The following is a 15,144-nucleotide window of genomic DNA, read 5'->3' as shown; positions in this document are numbered from 1 at the left end:
CGGGTGGCTAGCTTATCCGATAAGGGTCGCGGATGCTCTCGTGTCCATGCTACCGGGGCTCGAAGGCTGCAGCGACCGTTCGAACGCAGCATGTCCTGCCGCGGCTTCGGGGTTGGCGGCGCAGACCCCGCCGCTTGGGGTTATTCAAACTGCCGCGGCCTTCGGCCGCCGCAACGCTGCTCCAGCCGGCCGACGCTCTCCACCATCACATGGCGTTTGTTCTCGATCCGGATCACGCCTTCAGCTCGCAATCGAGTCAGCTGCCGGCTCACGGTCTCATTCGTCAGTCCAAGGAAATCAGAGATGTCGGCACGAGTCAGCGGCAGATCGAAGGACGCCGAGCTGGCAGTCGGATTAACATTGGAATCGATATTCAGGGCGATCATGAGAAGAAAACTCGCCACCTTTTCCGATGCCGTCTTGCGTCCGAGCGTCACCATCCATTCGCGTGCTGCGTCAAGTTCGTCCAGCGTCTGCTTGAGCAGGCGGCGCTCGAGTTCCGGTGAATCCTTCATCATCCGTTCGAGGGCTGGCTTGGGGAACGAACACAGCGTGACAACAGTTGCCGCTTCCGCACTGATCTCACTCTCCACCTTGAAGGGTCGCCCCAGAAAATCCGGTGCAAACTGGAGAGCTACGATCTGCTGGCGCCCGTCCGAAAGGCTCTTCGTCAGCTTCACCACGCCTGAAAGCACATTCGAATAGCTGCCGACAGCCTCGCAGTCGCCGATAAGTTCGACTCCTGGCTCGATCTTATGCCGCGACGAAGTCTTGGCGAGCCAAACCAAACGCTCTGGATCGAGCGCACCGCAAATACCACGACGCCTTCCCTCGCAAGAGCGGCAAAGAACGGGAATGCCGGAACTGTGAATGTCTTGCCGTAATGTCATGCGCTCGCTCTACCCTCTCCCAAGCACCGACAGGATAGCAATCCAGGGTAGAAAAATCCTTGCGGCAGTTTGTCCGAGCTGCACTTGATCGAAATCAGGGCGTTGGCCGGCCAACCAGTCAACAGTTCCAGCTATGCAAACATGGTGACCACGACATGCAGTCGAAAGTAGCTGCCTGGATTGTCGAAAACGTCCCTCGCTACACCAGCTATCCGACGGCACCGCATTTCCATGGGGGCGTCGATGCTGCGGCTTATCGTGGCTGGCTGGAGGCGCTCGGCGGGGACGATGAGATATCGCTCTACGTGCACATCCCATATTGCGACAAACTTTGCTGGTTCTGTGCGTGCCACACAAAGCAGACACGCCACTACGAACCGGTTACTACCTATCTGCGGTCATTGCATGCTGAGATCGCCACCGTCGCCGGTCTTGTCGCAGGCAAGGGCCGCGTGCGTGCTATCCATTTCGGCGGCGGTTCGCCGACGATGCTCAAACCCGAAGATATGGTGGCGTTGGCAACCGTCCTGCGCAACAGCTTCACATTTCTTCCCGGCGCCAAGATCAGCGTCGAAATCGAACCCAACGATATGGACGAAGCCCGCCTCGACGCGCTTGCCGAAATCGGCATGACGAGGGCGAGCCTCGGCGTGCAGGATTTCGATCCGAAGGTGCAAAAGGCCATTAATCGCGAGCAGACCTTCTTGCAGACCAAAACAGTTGTCGACGGCGTTCGGTCCCGCGGCGTCGAATCGGTCAACCTGGACCTGCTCTACGGCTTGCCGCACCAGACCAGGGAGAGAGTCCTGTTTACAGTCATGCAGGCGCTGACGCTGCAGCCGGACCGGATCGCCCTTTTTGGCTACGCCCATGTGCCATGGTTCAAGAAACATCAGACCATGATCGACGAGGCCTGGTTGCCAGGCCCGGAGGAGCGGCTTGCCCAATCGCAACTGGCAGCACGCGCCATCCTCGACCAAGCATACGAAGCAATCGGGCTCGACCATTTCGCCAAACCGAACGATGCGCTGGCCCTGGCGGCGCGCGCCGGGACTCTGCGTCGCAACTTTCAGGGCTATACCGAGGATCGCTGCGAAACTTTAATCGGCCTCGGCCCCTCGTCCATCAGCCAATTCAAGCAAGGCTACGTCCAGAACATGCCTTCAACCGGCGAATATGGCCGCATGGTGGATCAGGGTGGGTTGGCTTCGGTCCGCGGAATTGTTTTTTCCAACGACGACCGCGCTCGCGGCTGGATCATCGAGCGGCTGATGTGCGATTTCGGCTTCTCGGCAGTCGAATTGGTGGAACGCTTCGGCAAAGCCGGCCAGAAGCTCCTTCTCCGGTCGAGTACCGTGGCCCTCGACAACCCCGTCCGATTGCTTGAACTCGATGGCGACCGTTTCGTCGTGCCGGTGGAAAGTCGTCCCTTTGTCAGGAGCGTCGCTGCGAAGTTCGACAAATATCTCGAAAGCGGAAAGGCCAGGCACTCGGTGGCAGTTTGAGCCAGAGTGCGTCGCAGACCGGGCAGGGTCCATCATCGGTGACCTTTCGCCATGCCACGATGTTGTCAGCGCACCCCTCTCGTTGAAGAATCAATGACAAGCACGCAGGGATACGAATCGGATCGGAAAAACCTAAGCTGACGCGCTGCATCCACGCTGCCTCCACACGACGCTGCCGCCTTAATGGTTGTCTTCCCGGTCGAGATCGGCCGCCGCATGATGGCGATGGACCATCGCTTGGCGACAGCTCGGCCTCATATGGATGGACCCGCCGAGCGGGCGGTGCGCCACCATTGCACTTGACCAACTCTCTGCTGCGGTCATTTGGAATCTGAAGCTGGCTGAGACCGCGACTTGCCCGGGACGCTGGCTGTCCCCATACCTTCTTTTCTGGCCTTGGCAAACGCTCGGTCGCCTTCCAGAAATCCCGCCAGCATGAAAGGGATGAGTTCCGCCACCGTTTCAGACTCGCCGTAGGTCTGACGATAGAGCGCAGCATACGCATTGAGTTCTTGGCTCAACTCCGCGCTCACAGTGATGGTGATCTTCAAAGGCGTTCGATCTGGAAGCTTACCAAGTTTCAAGTTGGCCATAATCACTCCCGTTCAACTTTGTACGGCCGCAGCAAAAGGTCCTTGTGCACGATGACGCGCAGCGGCCAGCCTGGTCGGATAGTGATGGTGGGCTGAACATTGAGATTCTTCTCAGTTATGCGCTGGCCGGCTCGACTGACATTCTGCTGGGCGGATTCGCGGATCGCCTTGACCAGATCGCTTTCATTGTCTCCGAGGCTCAATTCGGTGCCCACGCCAAGCAAGGTCGCAAGCGCAACCCCCTTGATCAGCTGCCAGGTGTGGAAATCCACCTTGTCCTCAAGCCCTGCATATCCGGCGCTGTCTGTTGCCGGCAGATTGTCGATTTCGATCGAGGAACCGTCCGGCAGGATTATTCGCTGCCAGACCAGCAATGCGCGCCTTTGCCCAAACGCCACCACGCTGTCATAGGTGCCGATCAGCCGTGAACCTTGTGGAATGAGCAAGATGCTGCCCGTGACTGTGTCTTGGACATTCTCTGTGACCTGCGCGACGACAAGGCCGGGTAGGTCGGAATTGATGCCGGTGATCAGGCTAGCCGCGATCACGCTGCCAGCCATCAGCTGGTAGGGCGAAGCAGACGTCTGCAGCGCATGCGGATTGTAGATCCCGCTTGTGCTCCGCTGACTGACAAAATCCAGCTTGCGCTGTTGGTTGTTCTGATCGCCTTCGGCTGGAGCGACGGAAGCCGATGCGCCTGTCGCTCCCGGTTGCGGAACCGCTTCAGGCCGCTGCTGTACACTCTCCCCGCCGCCGGCGAGATCTGTCGGTCTCGGTCGATTGTCGATTCGGAACAACACTTGCGACTCGCGCGCTTCGATCGCCTGCTGGGCAAGGCGTTGATCCTCGGCGGAGACCTCCTGTCCCGGCGCGATGCCGAGTTGGCGCTGCCGCTCGAGGATGGGGCGGCCGAGATCACCGGGTAGCGGCGGTCCAAGCACCGGGGCCTCAGACTTGACGCCGGAATAATCCCTGGGCAGCCCGTCGAGTCCGTCGGCGGTGGGCTTGTGGTCAGGATGGTAGAGGTCTTCCGCATGCCCTTTGAATCGCAATGCCGGTCCCTGAAGCGCAATCATCATGACGCCCAAAATGGCACCGCATCCGGCGGCAGCGATCGCGACAATCACACCTCGCCTGAAGCGCACAGCCGCGCGGGGTGAGGCGCGCAGCTGGAGCTGGTCGGGATCAAGTTTCGGCGGCGCATTGGAGTGGGACGTATCGGTCATGAGCCTTGTCCCCTCACCTGCCAAAACCGGCAAAGAGTGGCATCCGACGCGGCAATTGCCGACCGTCAATCCTTGTGATGCGCACGACCTGCTGCGGCTTGGCGCCGAGGCGCAGTTCGGCCGCGGCGAACAGGCGATCGACGATGTAGTAGTTGCCGCGCATGCGGTAGTTGACCAGCTGATTGCCGCCGTCGGCCCCGACGATGAAGAGCGGCGGCGCCTCGCCCTGATCGATGCGGCGCGGGAATTCGATATAGACCTTGCTGCCGTCGTCAAAGGCCCGTGTCGGTCTCCAGGGCGGTGTATCGCCGGCTATTGAATAGCGGAATCGGATATTTTCGAGCGCAACATTCGACGCGACCGGCGTAGCAGCCTCGGCCTGAACGTTTCGCCGACGCAGCGCAAGGATCTGGTCTTCGCTGTAAGTCCAAGAGATGGCCGCCATTGCGGTCTTCTCCGTGCTTTGGAGCTGCAAGTGATAGGTGCGTCGATCCGTGGTGATCACCAGATTTGTGGTAAGCTCGGGCGCAAACGGCTTCACCAAAACATGGGTGCGCTGACTGTCAGCGGTGCCACTGACGGTATCGCCTATGACCCACCGGACCGTGTCCCCGGCGGACACGGCTGTCAGCTTCTCGCCCGGCTGCAGAGCGATATCGGTGACGCGCTCCGGCGCGGCAAAGAGCTGATAAAGCGCACCGTCGGTGAAGGGATAGATCTGGACCGCGTTGACATAGCCATACCTGGTTGGCTGTCGGGTTGCGGCCTTGTTGGCATCGGCAACGCGTTCTTCAGGTGAGCGCTTGTCGTCGGCGACCTTGACCGGGTCAGGCTGCAACTGGCCGGGCAGCGGTAGCGGCTTTGGCACCTCGACGATCTTGACCGGTTGCTCCGGCGGCTTCTCGATCGACGCTGCTTTGAAGTCGGCAGCGTCATAGGAAATCTCGGGCGGTGGCACCGGCTTGGATGCGCAGGCCGACAGCACCGCGGCTGAGGCCGACAGGATCAGCGAGGCACGGACCGATGGGGCTCTATTTGTCATTGGCGGGCTCCTTGGGGGAAACGGATGACGGCGCGGCGCTGTCGAGCTCGCGCGACCAATCGATGGCGTTGATGAAGACGCCGAGCGGATTCTTGCGCAGTTGGTCCGTATTGCTTGGCGGCCGGATCATGACCGTGAGGATCGCCGTCCAGCGGGTCGTGCTGACAAGGCTGCCGCGCTCAAATACCTGCTCGGTCCATTTGACCTGGAACGAACTGTCGGAAGCCCGCACCACGCTGGTCACTTGGACGGACACGCTGCGCGTGCCGATCTGACCGAAAGGGTCGTTCGCCTTGGCATATTCGTTGAGGAAGTGCGCGCCGCGGTCGGTGGCAAAGTCATAGGCCGCCAACCAGTTTTGCCGCACCAACACCGGATCGGTGGAAACGGAACGGATATTCTGGATGAAGCGGCCAAGATGCCAGGCGATCTGGGCATCCGTTGGCTCGTAGTCCCGGATTGCCGAGGCTACGGCGCGCGTCTCGCCAAAGCGGTCGACCTCGACGACGTATGGCACAACCCGGCTCTGCATGGACTGCCAAATGAGCCCGCCCGAGAGCCCGGTTGCCAACGCCAGGCAGCCAAGAGCCATCAGCCGCCAATTGCGGGCCTGCACCCGCGATGAGCCGATGCGCTCATCCCACAGGTGGCCCGCCCTCTGGTACGGTGTAATGGGCTCGGGTGTCTTGCCGTAGCGTTGAACGGATCGCTTGAAGAGCATCTAGTCGTCCTTGTCGTTGAGAGAGGGATTGGCGCTACCGCCCGGTCTGTCACCATCACGCACGGCCTGTATGGCGGCGTGGCGGTGGGCTCGCGCAGACTGCTGGGAACGCAGGCGCCTGGCCCAGCCAGGGGCCGCGTCGGCGGTCGAACCCGCAGCACTTTCAGTCATCGACGCGAAAGACGACCCGCCGGTCGCGGTCCATGCGGCTTGGCGCCCGGCATCGGCGCTGCGTCCGAAGGTTCCCGCGGCAGATCGTGCCGCTCGCATCGCGGCGCCACTGGCGGCACCTGCCACGCCCTGCATCCCAGCAGCCACACCGGACAGGCCGGAGTCAGGCGAGGTTGCACGCCCCAACTGCCATGCTGAGGAAGCTGCCGAGCCGATGGTCGTGCCGGCTCGAATTGCGGCAAGCCCGCCATCAGCTGCCACGCGCGCGCCAGCGACCGCGGCACCTCCGGCAACGAGTGATGCACCGGCCGCGGCCGCGGCCGTACCCAGTGCGGCGCCCGCACCAAGCTGCGGGGCGCCGGAGACGAGACCGGATGCTATTCCAGGCCCGAAGATCCCTAGCCCAAGAAGCGCCAACGCGCCCAACACCTGCGACATGGCTGCGGCCAAATCCGGCTCCTTGCCGTGCAGCGCGGAAGCGAACTCGCCGAACAGTGTGGAGCCGATGCCGACGACGACGCCAAGCACCATCACCTTGATGCCCGACGAGATCACGTTGCCGAGCACACGCTCGGCCAGGAACGCCGACCGGTTCCAGAGTGCGAAGGGCACCAGAACGAATCCGGCGAGAGTGGTGAGCTTGAACTCCAGAATGGTGATGAAGAGCTGGATGGAAAGAATGAAGAAGGCGATGATGACCAGGAACCAGGCCACGAGCAGCACGAAAATGGTGAGCGCGTTGCCGAAGATTTCAGGAAAGCCAAGAAGCTGGCTCGCCTGATCGAGCAGCGGCCAGGCGCCCTCAAAGCCTGTGGCGGCAATACGTCCGGGCCGCAGGAGATTGTCGGGGGAAAGATTGTCGGCAGAAGCGTGGATGCCCAGCCCGGCAAAAGAGCGGTATATAATGTCGGCGAGGTTCTTGAAATTGTTCAGGATGAAAGCGAAGACGCCGACATAGAGCACCTTGCGAATAAGGCGGGCGAGAATGTTGGGCTCGCCGGCGAATGCCCAAGCGAGCCCGGCCAACGTTATGTCGATGCCGATCAGCATCGTGGTGAGGAAGGCGACATCGCCCGACAGCAGACCCAACCCGCTTTCGATATAGCGGATGAAAGTCTCCATGAAGCGATCGATGACCCCGAGGTCGTTCATTCCGCCTTCCCCCTCGTGAAAGAACTGGTGATCAGTTGGCGGGATAGGCCGTGCCGGTGCCGAGGAATCGCTTTGTCGTCTGGCGGGCGGCTTCTTCAGACTGCGCCTTGCGAGCCGCGTCCTCCGCCTCAGCGCGAAACTGCGTCGCGAGCAGCGTCTGGATCTGCATCTGCTGCTTGGTTGACAGCGCGATCAGTTGGTTGGTGGCCTGGCTTGCCTCAAGCGCACCGGCAGCACCCTGGCTGCGGTTGACGAGATCAGCAAGCAGGTCGCGATCGCCGCGGACGTTCTCGAGGATCTGCGACTGGACACCCATCGTCTGCCGGAACGCCTGCATGGCGCTCTGCCAGCGCTCGCGCGCTGCGGTTGCCACATCGCTGACCTTGATCGTAGCGTCGTAGCTTTCGGGATATTGATGGCGCCACTGGTCCTGCAGCTTGCCCAGATCAAAACTCAGGCCACTCGCCTGGTCCATGAGGCCGTCGATCCGCTGCAGCGAACCGGTGAGCTGGCCCACCGAAGAAAAATCCAGCCTCTGAAGGTTGCGCGCCATGTTCTGCAGCATGGTCGCCTGGTTCTGGAGCGACTGGATCTGGTTGTTGATCTGCTCCAGCGAGCGCGCCGCCGTCAGCACATTCTGGCTATAGTTCGACGGATCGAAGACAATGAGCGCATAGGCTGGCTGGACATAGTCGGCCATCGGTTTGGCGAGGAGGGAAAGGGTGATCAGGCCGGAAAGGAAACGGCGCCGCATCATGACGATTGCTCCATGTCTGGTTGAGGGAATTGGCGGAGAAGCTCGGCGGCCCACTCGTGACCGCGGGCATTTAGGAAGTGGAAGGCAAAGCCGTCCTGCCCGTGCTCCGACAGGATCCTGTCGATCAGGGTCTGGCTGGCGGGATCGGAGGCACCGCATAGCGCAAGCGCGATGGCGCCCAAGCCCAGGTCGAACAGACGATTGCCGCGGCGCGATTGAAGATAGTAGTGCCGCTTCGGCGTGGCGCGCGCGACCAGTTCGATCTGCCGCTCGTTCAGGCCGAAACGCTCGTAGGCTTCCCGTGCCTGCGGTTCTACGGCACGATCATTGGGAAGAAAAATGCGCTGCGGGCAGCTCTCGATGATAGCCGGTGCGATTGCAGAGCCAGCGATGTCGGCCAGTGACTGCGTGGCGAAAATGACGGAGACGTTCTTCTTGCGCAGTACCTTCAGCCATTCGCGCAGGCGGGCGGCAAAGAGCGGATTGTCGAGATAGAGCCAAGCCTCGTCTAGCATGAGCAAGGTCGGTCGCCCATCGAACCGCGCTTCGAGGCGATGAAAAAGATAGGTGAGCACCGGCAGAACAGCGCCTTGGCTGTGCATCAGCTCTTCGGTCTCGAAGCACTGCACATCCGACAAGGCCAGCCGATCGTCATCCGCGTCGAGCAACCGGCCGAAGGAGCCGTCGAGCGTGTAGGGCATCAATGCGGACTTCAGCGCGTTGGACTGAAGCAAGAGCGACAGGCCGGTGAGTGTGCGTTCCTGTGCCGGCGCGGTTGCAAGACTGGTGAGCGCCGACCAGATTGCCTCTTTCGCCTCTGGGGTGACGGTGACGTTCTCATGAGCGATGAGTCCGGCGATCCATTCGGCCGCCCAGCTGCGGATGGCCGGATCATCAACCTTGCGCAGCGGCTGGAAGGCAAGCGCACCGTGCGCACGCAGCGCGTGGTGCTCTCCACCCATGGCAAGAATTGCGGCGCGGGCTGAATTGCCTTTGTCGAAGACATAGACCTGCGCGCCGGCATAGCGTCGGAACTGCAGCGCGAAGAGGGCAACGAGAACCGACTTGCCGGCACCAGTCGGTCCCACGATCAGCATGTGGCCGACATCGTCGACGTGGGTGGAGAGCCGGAACGGTGTCGACCCGCTGGTTGAGGCGAAGAGAAGCGGCGGGGCCTCTGCCTGGATTGCCTTGGCGAGATGCTCGTTCGCCGCCGGGCCGGCCCACGCCGAGGAAAGCGGCATCAAGTGGGCGAGGTTCAATGTGTGAACGAGCGGCTGGCGCACATTCGCGTAAACATGGCCGGGCAACGAGCCGAGCCAGGCCTCGACCGCATTCACGCCTTCACGGATCGTGGCGAAGCCGAGGCCATTGACGACGCGCTCGACCGCGCGAAGTTTGGCCGCGGCGGCTTGATGGTCCTCGTCCCATACCGTCACCGTCGTCGTCAGATAGCCAAACCCGACATGATCGCCGCCTAACGCCTGGAGTGCGGCGTCGGCATCGAGCGCCTTGTTTTCGGCGTCGCTGTCGACGAGCGGGACAGGTTCACTGGTCACCACCTCGCGCAGGATGGCCGCGATCGATTTGCGCTTGGCAAACCACTGCCGCCGCAGCCGTGTCAGCGTCTTGGCGGCCTCCGTCTTGTCGAGCGGAATGAAGCGTGTCATCCAGCGATAGGCGAAATCCTGGTGGTTGAGCGCGTCGAGAATTCCGGGCCGTGTGACATTCGGAAAACCGAGAATGGTGAGCGTGCACAGATGTTGGTCGCCAAGCATCGGCTCCCATCCGCCAGTAAGCGGCGCATCGACCAGGATGCCGTCGAGATAGATCGGTGTTTCCGGCACGGCGACGGGATGGCGGCTGGTCGAGATCGTGCCGTGGAGGTAAGTCAGCGTCTCGGCATCATCCAGTGCGCGTATTTCGGGCATCAAGCCCGACAGGAGATCCTGCACGCGGCCGGTCTCGTCCCGGAACCGCGCCAGTTCCTGGCGCCACTCTCTCTCGCCTTGTGAATGATGCGAGTCGACGAGAGCGCTTTGCGCCCGCGCCTGGCTATCCGGCGGCGGCATGAACGCCAGCGTCAGGTGGTAGCGGCTCTCGTAGTGCGCGACCTTGCCTTGAAAGGCCGCGCGCCGTTCTTCGTCGACCAACCATGACGCAGCGTCGGGGAAGCGCGAGTCTGGATAGCCCAGCGCCTCGATGCGCTCGGCCTCGAAGAACAATGCCCAGCCAGAGCCGAGACGTCTGAGCGCATTATTGGCTCGCGCGCAGATGCCGATGAGTTCGGCTTCTGTTGCACTCTCGAGATCAGGGCCGCGGAATGCGAATGTGCGCTGGAAGCTGCCGTCCTTGTTGAGCACGATGCCTGGTGCTATCAGTGCGGCCCAAGGCAGATGATCGGCAAGCCGGTCGGCCTTGCCCCGATATTCCGAAAGATTCAGCATGCAAGCCACCCCCTCAGGCGAAGGTGGCGGACGAGCACGCCGGCGAAGTCCGGGTCGCGGCGGGCCACGAAGACAGCCACAGTGTGCCCGCAGATCCACAGCACCAGTCCGGCAATCCACTGCTGCAAGCCAAGCCCGATGGCCGCGGCAACGGTGCCATTGAGGATCGCCACCGCTCGTGGCGCGCCGCCGAGCAGGATCGGTTCGGTCAGTGCCCGGTGAACCGGAACCTCGAAGCCTTCTATGTGCTCTCCGACCAGCATCAGACGAGTGCCCCGCCGCCAAAGGAGAAGAAGGAGAGGAAGAAGCTCGATGCGGCAAAGGCGATCGACAGACCGAAGACAATCTGGATGAGCCTACGGAACCCACCTGCCGTGTCGCCAAAGGCGAGTGTCAGGCCGGTGGTGATGATGATGATGACCGCGATGATCTTGGCGACCGGACCCTGCACCGATTCCAAGATTTGCTGCAGCGGCTGCTCCCAAGGCATGCCGGAGCCGGCGGCGTATGCCGGAAACGTGAGAAGAAACACGAGCGCGGTGGCCCAGAGAAAGCGAAGCTTCTTGCGCATGAAGTGACCTTTCAGAGTTGCTGGAGTTGCGGAAGCGTGAGCTGGGTGACGGCGTAGTCGCCACTGCCGTCGAGGCCAGTGACCTCGGCGATCGCCTCGATGCGGCGCGAGGATCCGCGGCCAGCGATGAAGACGATCAGATCTATTGCCTCGGCGATGAGCCGGCGGGGAACGGCGACCACGGCTTCCTGTGCGAGCTGCTCGATGCGGTAGAGGGCAGACCGCGCCGAGTTGGCATGAACCGTGGCAATGCCACCTGGATGACCGGTGTTCCACGCCTTCAGCATGTCGAGCGCTTCGGCGCCTCTGATCTCGCCGACGATGATGCGATCGGGTCTGAGGCGCAGTGTCGAACGCACGAGATCGGCGAGCGTGACCGAACCCCGCCTCGTCCTCAGGGCAACGCAGTCTTTTGCTGCGCATTGAAGTTCGCGCGTATCCTCGATCAGGATCACCCGCTCGTCGCAGTCGGCGACGACGGCCAGAAGCGCATTGGCAAGGGTTGTCTTGCCCGAGGACGTGCCGCCTGCGATCAGGATGTTGCGCCGTTCGCGGACGGCTCCCTTCAACGCATCGGCCTGCAGCGGCAGCATGACGCGGTCGGCGACATAATCGGCCAGGGTGTAGAGTTTTGCGGCAGGCTTACGAATAGCAAAGCAGGGCGCCAACACCACGGGTGGCAGCAGGCCTTCGAATCGCTCGCCCGACGGCAGTTCGGCGCTGACGATCGGCTTATCCGCATGCGCTTCGGCGCGCACATGGGAAGCGACGAGGCGGACGATCCGCTCCGCCTCGGCAGGATGGATGTGCACGCCTGTGTCGACCAGGCCTTCTCCGAGCCGATCGAGCCGCAGTGCTCCGTCGGGATTGACCATCACCTCGATGATCAATGGATCGGAGAGCGCTTTGGTGATCGCCGGACCCATGGCGGTGCGCAGCATCGCGCTGCGGCGGTGGTCGGCTTCAGGATGAGAGTTCACCCTTCCCCTCCCACGTCATTGTCTTTGCCAAGCGATCGTTTTCCGGACGCGATCTGCCGACCCACCTGCTCGACAAATTTGTCGAAGCGCTCTTGGCCAACGGCCTGCGTTGCCCTGTCCGGGACCGGCGTGTGGGCGTGAAGCGTGATCGAAAAGCGAATGAAGAGCGCCAGGCTCTCCAGCATCATCTCGACGTCGCGCCTGACATAAGCGAGGTCGCGAGAAAGACGGTCGAGCCGTACCCCGTAGCGTTTGTCGAGCTCATTCTCGCCACGGCGTTCGATGAAGGCTTCTACCGCCTTCGCGACAATCGCCGATTTGGTGGTCGAAGGATCACGACTGAGTTTGTCCAGCTTCTCGCTCAGCTCAAACTCAAGCAGAAACTGGTGACGAATGCGGCGGGGCTTCATGTGGCTTGTTCCAGCTGCCAGCGCCGGCGCGCCGGCGACGGGAACAAGCATCCGCCAGATGCCCACGAAAGCTTATCGCCGTTATCTACGCCGAAGTACGCCGTCAGGAAGCGGCGTTCAGAAACCGGGCACGATGTCTTTATCGTCGCCCCTTCCCTCGTTGATGCCATAGGCGCGGGCAGCCGTCGAAATCCGATCCATGACACGCTTGTCGGCGACCGGCTCGCTATCATCGTCAACAGACTTGAAGAGATCGCCCTGGTCAGCTTCTTGAGAAAGCACGACTTGATCTTCTGGCAGAGCTGGATGTCGCTGCTGCTGGACGCCGCCCTCGTCCCCGATCGCCGCGTCGGCAATCTCGTCGCCTGCAGCCAGACGGCTGTCAACGCCGCGGACCTGTCCAGTCCAATCGTCCGGGCGCGAAGCGGGACAGTCGGCGTAAGTGCCGTCCCGCAGCACCGGGGATGGTAGCACGCGTTCCGTGAAATTCCGATCCTGGTAGTAGCGCAGCTTCTGCGCGCGCAATGGCGGCAGCCCTGAAATCAGCACCAGCTCGTCGTTCTGGGGCAGCTGCATCACCTCGCCAGGAGTCAGCAGCGGTCGGGCCGTTTCCTGGCGGCTGACCATGACGTGCGACAGCCAGGGGGCTAGACGATGGCCGGCATAGTTGCGCATGGATCTCAGTTCCGTCGCCGTGCCGAGCGCGTCCGAGATGCGCTTGGCCGTGCGGTCGTCATTTGAGGAAAAGGCAATGCGCACATGGCAGTTGTCGAGAATGGCACTGTTCTCGCCGTAGGCCTTGGATATCTGGTTCAAGGATTGCGCGATCAAGTAAGCGCGAATGCCGTAGCCGGCCATGAAGGCGAGCGCGGTCTCGAAGAAATCTAACCGACCGAGCGCCGGGAATTCGTCGAGCATCATGAGGAGCCGATGTTTGCGACCCTTAGGGTCGCCCTCAAGGCGCTCCGTCAGGCGTCTGCCGATCTGGTTCAGGATCAGTCGCACCAAAGGCTTGGTGCGCGAGATGTCCGATGGCGGCACGACCAGATAGAGCGACATCGGTCGCTCGGCATCCATAAGATCGACAAGGCGCCAGTCGCAGGCCGATGTTGCCGCCGCAACCGTCGGGTCGCGGTAGAGCCCAAGAAACGACATGGCGGTCGATAAAACACCCGAACGCTCGTTCTCCGATTTGTTCAGCACCTCGCGTGCCGCCGAGGCCACCACCGGATGGACCTCAGGCTTGTCGGGCGTGCCCAGGTGGTTGGTGGTCATCATCCGCTGCAGCGTCGCGGAGAAGGAACGTTGCGGGTCCGACAGGAAAGTGGCGACGCGGGCAAGCGTCTTTTCCTCTTCGGCATAGAGAACGTGCAAAACGGCGCCGACGAGGAGGGAATGACTTGTCTTCTCCCAGTGGTTCCGGCGATCCAGCGCACCTTCCGGATCTACCAGGATGTCGGCGATGTTCTGGACGTCGCGGACCTCTTGCGGACCCTTTCGCACCTCGAGCAACGGGTTATAGCGCGCCGACCTGGGATCTGTCGGATTGAAGAGAAGACAATAGGAGAATTTCGACCGCCAGCCGGAGGTCAATTGCCAATTCTCGCCTTTGATATCGTGAATGACGGCCGACCCGGTCCAGGACAGAAGCGTTGGAACAACCAGTCCGACGCCCTTGCCTGATCGTGTTGGGGCAAAGGCCATGACGTGCTCGGGCCCGTCATGTCGCAGATAGCGATCCTTAAGCTTGCCGAGGAAAACGCCGGCCGGTCGAAACAGCCCTGCCCCCTCGATCTCCTGAGTCGTCGCCCACCTCGACGAGCCATAGGTCGTCACCGATCCGAGCTGTCGCGCGCGCCAGAGCGAGCCCGCGATGGCTGCGGCACAGCCCACGAACCCACTGGCGCCGGCGAGCGCACCGGCCTTATCGAAGACCTCGGGCGCATAGGCGTCGAAATGGTACCACCAGTCGAACAGTTTCCACGGCTTGTAGATCGGCCAGCCAGCCACGACAAACCACGGCGTGCCGAGTGGCGGCTGATGACCCAGCATGTGGGCGCACCACTGCGTGGCCGCCCACACGCCGAGCATGACGATTGCGAATACGACGGCGATCTGCCCGATCAGCAACTTCGTGGGCGTCATTGGCTTGCTCCGCTGTTCTGAACGTCGGGGAGCAAGCATCGCGCGGAGCGATGTGAACTGAAATGCACACTACGCACGACCAGGTGCGATGGGGAATGGGCCGGATCGCTCACAGAGCAGCCTTTTACGCGCCTGGAGCCCGCGCCGCAGACTGGGGTCACCGGCCGTGGCCGCCCTCGGCGATCGCGATCTATTCTGTGTTTTTGCTTCGTCTGATCAAAACGCAGGCATGCGTTTAGCGCGAGATACGACCCACAGGCAGCTGAACGGGTCGGCATCTCCTCGACATCCAAGTGGCCGATGACGCGCTTTGCTCCGGCGTGTGTCGTATGGACGGGCCATCACAAATCATTCGACGGTAACCGATTTTGCGAGATTGCGCGGTTGGTCGACATCTTTGCCCATGAAGACAGCCGTGTCGTAGGCAAGAAGCTGTATCGGCAGGGCAAAGATCATTGGCGCGATAATCTCGTCGACGGTCGGCAGCACAATCGTGTGCATCGTTTTGAGTTTCGAAGCAGCGGCCCCTTTCTC

General features: G+C 61.9%; 14 protein-coding genes and 1 pseudogene. 1 reads left to right on the top strand and 14 read right to left on the bottom strand.

Annotated features, from left to right (window positions below):
• Positions 1-140: 140 nt before the first annotated feature.
• Complete coding sequence (locus tag AC0L2U_RS31930; RefSeq protein ID WP_473603313.1) at positions 141-890, bottom strand: Crp/Fnr family transcriptional regulator; 750 nt, start codon at positions 888-890, stop codon at positions 141-143.
• Between the two features lie 155 nt (positions 891-1,045).
• Here AC0L2U_RS31930 and hemN point away from each other — a divergent pair, with 155 nt between their 5' ends.
• Positions 1,046-2,395 (top strand): oxygen-independent coproporphyrinogen III oxidase, encoded by a 1,350-nt coding sequence (gene hemN, locus AC0L2U_RS31925; RefSeq protein ID WP_473603333.1) that lies wholly within the window; start codon positions 1,046-1,048, stop codon positions 2,393-2,395.
• A 320-nt stretch (positions 2,396-2,715) separates the two neighbouring features.
• Here hemN and AC0L2U_RS31920 read toward each other — a convergent pair whose 3' ends face one another.
• The 13 genes and pseudogenes from AC0L2U_RS31920 to AC0L2U_RS31860 all read right to left on the bottom strand — a co-directional run.
• Positions 2,716-2,988: a DUF2274 domain-containing protein gene (locus AC0L2U_RS31920; RefSeq protein WP_473603312.1), complete on the bottom strand. Its 273-nt coding sequence runs from the start codon at positions 2,986-2,988 to the stop codon at positions 2,716-2,718.
• A 2-nt stretch (positions 2,989-2,990) separates the two neighbouring features.
• Positions 2,991-4,214 (bottom strand): TraB/TrbI/VirB10 family type IV secretion system protein, encoded by a 1,224-nt coding sequence (locus tag AC0L2U_RS31915; protein WP_473603311.1) that lies wholly within the window; start codon positions 4,212-4,214, stop codon positions 2,991-2,993.
• Between the two features lie 13 nt (positions 4,215-4,227).
• Positions 4,228-5,256, bottom strand: a complete 1,029-nt coding sequence (gene trbG / locus AC0L2U_RS31910) for a P-type conjugative transfer protein TrbG (RefSeq protein WP_473603310.1) — start codon at positions 5,254-5,256, stop codon at positions 4,228-4,230.
• The gene (gene trbF, locus AC0L2U_RS31905; protein WP_473564449.1) at positions 5,246-5,977 is read right to left on the bottom strand and encodes a conjugal transfer protein TrbF; all 732 of its coding nucleotides are present in this window, start codon (positions 5,975-5,977) and stop codon (positions 5,246-5,248) included. Before trbF ends, trbG begins: the two co-directional genes overlap by 11 nt.
• Entirely contained in the window at positions 5,978-7,300 is a 1,323-nt protein-coding gene (gene trbL, locus AC0L2U_RS31900; protein ID WP_473603309.1) for a P-type conjugative transfer protein TrbL, read from the bottom strand.
• Between the two features lie 31 nt (positions 7,301-7,331).
• Positions 7,332-8,057, bottom strand: a complete 726-nt coding sequence (trbJ, locus tag AC0L2U_RS31895; RefSeq protein ID WP_473603308.1) for a P-type conjugative transfer protein TrbJ — start codon at positions 8,055-8,057, stop codon at positions 7,332-7,334.
• On the bottom strand, positions 8,054-10,504 hold the full coding sequence (gene trbE / locus AC0L2U_RS31890) for a conjugal transfer protein TrbE (RefSeq protein ID WP_473603307.1): 2,451 nt from the start codon (positions 10,502-10,504) through the stop codon (positions 8,054-8,056). Before trbE ends, trbJ begins: the two co-directional genes overlap by 4 nt.
• Entirely contained in the window at positions 10,498-10,767 is a 270-nt protein-coding gene (locus tag AC0L2U_RS31885) for a VirB3 family type IV secretion system protein (protein WP_473603306.1), read from the bottom strand. The genes trbE and AC0L2U_RS31885 overlap by 7 nt, the downstream gene beginning before the upstream one ends.
• Positions 10,767-11,075 (bottom strand): TrbC/VirB2 family type IV secretion system protein, encoded by a 309-nt coding sequence (locus AC0L2U_RS31880; protein WP_473564444.1) that lies wholly within the window; start codon positions 11,073-11,075, stop codon positions 10,767-10,769. The genes AC0L2U_RS31885 and AC0L2U_RS31880 overlap by 1 nt, the downstream gene beginning before the upstream one ends.
• Before the next feature lie 11 nt (positions 11,076-11,086).
• Positions 11,087-12,055: a P-type conjugative transfer ATPase TrbB gene (gene trbB, locus AC0L2U_RS31875; protein ID WP_473603304.1), complete on the bottom strand. Its 969-nt coding sequence runs from the start codon at positions 12,053-12,055 to the stop codon at positions 11,087-11,089.
• Positions 12,052-12,465 carry a CopG family transcriptional regulator gene (locus AC0L2U_RS31870; RefSeq protein WP_027164075.1) on the bottom strand — a complete coding sequence of 138 codons (414 nt, stop codon included), beginning with the start codon at positions 12,463-12,465 and terminating at the stop codon, positions 12,052-12,054. The genes trbB and AC0L2U_RS31870 overlap by 4 nt, the downstream gene beginning before the upstream one ends.
• A gap of 117 nt (positions 12,466-12,582) precedes the next feature.
• Positions 12,583-14,610: a conjugal transfer protein TraG gene (locus AC0L2U_RS31865; protein WP_473603303.1), complete on the bottom strand. Its 2,028-nt coding sequence runs from the start codon at positions 14,608-14,610 to the stop codon at positions 12,583-12,585.
• Between the two features lie 348 nt (positions 14,611-14,958).
• Positions 14,959-15,144: pseudogene (locus tag AC0L2U_RS31860) on the bottom strand (SIS domain-containing protein); the annotation flags it as partial.

The sequence above is a fragment of the Mesorhizobium sp. WSM4808 genome (assembly GCF_055811675.1).
Note: the sequence above shows the minus strand (reverse complement) of the source record. Positions and strands in the feature narration are given on the sequence as shown.